Below are 1,933 nucleotides of genomic sequence, written 5' to 3'. Positions count from 1 at the left end.
CCCGGAGCGGAGCCCCGGCGGGTGAGCGTCCCGGGGACCGGCCCGGTGCGGGGTGGGACCGGCCCGGCGCACGGCACGGGGGACCTCACCGGGCGCGTCCCGGTGGCGGTCCCGGCGGGCGCGGGCCGCGCCGTCCGGCCGCTCCAGCACACCGGGCCGGTGTCCGGACGGCTCGACCTCGTCGTGATGGGGGACGGCTACACCGCCGCCGAGCAGGACGAGTTCGCGGCGGACGCCGAGGAGAAACTGGACGCGATCTTCGGTGTCGAGCCGTACCGGAGCTACCGGGGGCTGTTCAACATCTGGCTGGTGAACGCCGTCTCCCGGGAGTCCGGTGTCTCCGGCGACCCGGCGGCCGACGTCGTGAAGGACACCGCGCTGGGCTCGGCCTTCTACTGCGAGGGCCTCGAACGCCTGCTGTGCGTCGACACCGGCGCGGTCACCCGGTACGCCGCCCTGGCCCCGGCCGCCGACATCGTCTTCGTCGTCGCCCACTCGGCCAAGTACGGCGGCGCCGGCTACTCCACCCCCGACCTGCCGCCGGGCTCGCCCTTCCACGGCGTGGCCACCATGTCGTCCGGCAACGAACGCTCGTACCTCATAGGCGCCCACGAACTGGGCCACTCCATAGGCCGGCTGGCCGACGAGTACCAGTACCCGGGTTACGGCCCCTATCCCGGCCCCGAGGAGCCCGCGGCGGCCAACCTCACCCTCCACCGCGACCCGGCCGAGGCCAAGTGGCACCGCTGGGCCGGGGTCCAGGACCCCACGGGGTCGGTCGTCGGCACGTACGAGGGCGGCGGCTACTACGAGACGGGCATCCACCGCCCGACCGAGACGTCCCTGATGCGCAGTCTGGAGTCGACGGAGTTCAACGTCGTCGGACGCGAGGCGATGATCGCCGGGTTCTACGCCGACGCGGACGCGCTGACCTCAGCCGTCCCCACCGGCCGGCCGGTCCGCGCGGACCGGCCGATCAGGGTGCGCCTCGCCCCGCTCGGCGGCCTCGCCGACCTCCGCCTCACCTGGTCCGTCGACGGCAGGCAGGTCCCGTGGGCGGCCGGCGTCCGGACGACGACCCCCCGCGCACTGGGCGTCCGCGGCCACGGCCACCGGATCACCGCGACCGTGACCGACGGGACCACGGCCCTGCGCGACCCCGCCCTGCGCGCCCGTACCACCGACGCGCTCACCTGGACCGTGCGGTGAACGGCGCTCAGCCGGGCGTCGGTCCGTCAGAGGACCAGCAGCAGCGTGGCCAGCGTGGTGAAGCCGGCGCACACCGCGAGCACCACGCCCACGCAGCGCCGCCGCAGCACCTCGTACCGGTGCTCGTACTCGGCCCGCAGTGACACGCACCGGGCCGCGACGCGTTCGAGGTCGGCCCGGGCCCGCCGCAGACTGTCGGCGACGTACCGCCGCTCGACCTCCTCGCGCTGCGCCGTCGTCAGCCAGTCCAGCGGGTCCGCGAACTCCCGTGCGCGCCGCTCGGCCTCGGCGACCCTGGCCTGCCACAGCAGATAGCCCTCGACCTCGTTGCCGAGGTCGCCACCCACTCCGGCTCCCCGCTGGGACGGACCGCTCACCCGTGCCCTCGGTCGGTGGCGGCCGGAAGCCTGTGGGCCTCGAACTCCTGCAGCGCGATGTCCGGGTGGTGCAGGTCGAACGCCGGGGACTCGCTGCGCACCCGTGGCAGGGTGACGAAGTTGTGCCGCGGCGGCGGGCAGGACGTCGCCCACTCCAGCGAGCGGCCGAAGCCCCACGGGTCGTCCACACCGACCGGCTCGCCGAACTTGGCCGTCTTCCACACGTTGTAGAGGAAGGGCAGCATCGACAGGCCGAGCAGGAAGGAACCGATGGTCGACACCGTGTTCAGGGCGGTGAAGCCGTCGGTCGCCAGATAGTCGGCGTACCGGCGCGGCATGCCCTCGGC

General features: G+C 74.2%; 2 protein-coding genes and 1 pseudogene. 1 reads left to right on the top strand and 2 read right to left on the bottom strand.

Features of this window, described 5'->3' with window-relative positions:
- Positions 1–1,209 (top strand): M64 family metallopeptidase (locus GT045_RS23055; protein WP_202528771.1); only part of this gene is annotated, 1,209 nt, incomplete at its 5' end.
- A 26-nt stretch (positions 1,210–1,235) separates the two neighbouring features.
- Here GT045_RS23055 and GT045_RS23050 read toward each other — a convergent pair.
- Positions 1,236–1,556 (bottom strand): cytochrome C oxidase subunit I, encoded by a 321-nt coding sequence (locus GT045_RS23050; protein ID WP_161293938.1) that lies wholly within the window; start codon positions 1,554–1,556, stop codon positions 1,236–1,238.
- Between the two features lie 26 nt (positions 1,557–1,582).
- Positions 1,583–1,933, bottom strand: a pseudogene (locus GT045_RS23045) (cytochrome ubiquinol oxidase subunit I); the annotation flags it as partial.

This window comes from Streptomyces sp. SID486 (genome assembly GCF_009865385.1).
In the GTDB taxonomy this organism is placed as follows: domain Bacteria; phylum Actinomycetota; class Actinomycetes; order Streptomycetales; family Streptomycetaceae; genus Streptomyces.
The sequence above is the reverse complement of the archived record's forward strand: the minus strand, read 5'-3'. Positions and strand labels throughout refer to the sequence as shown.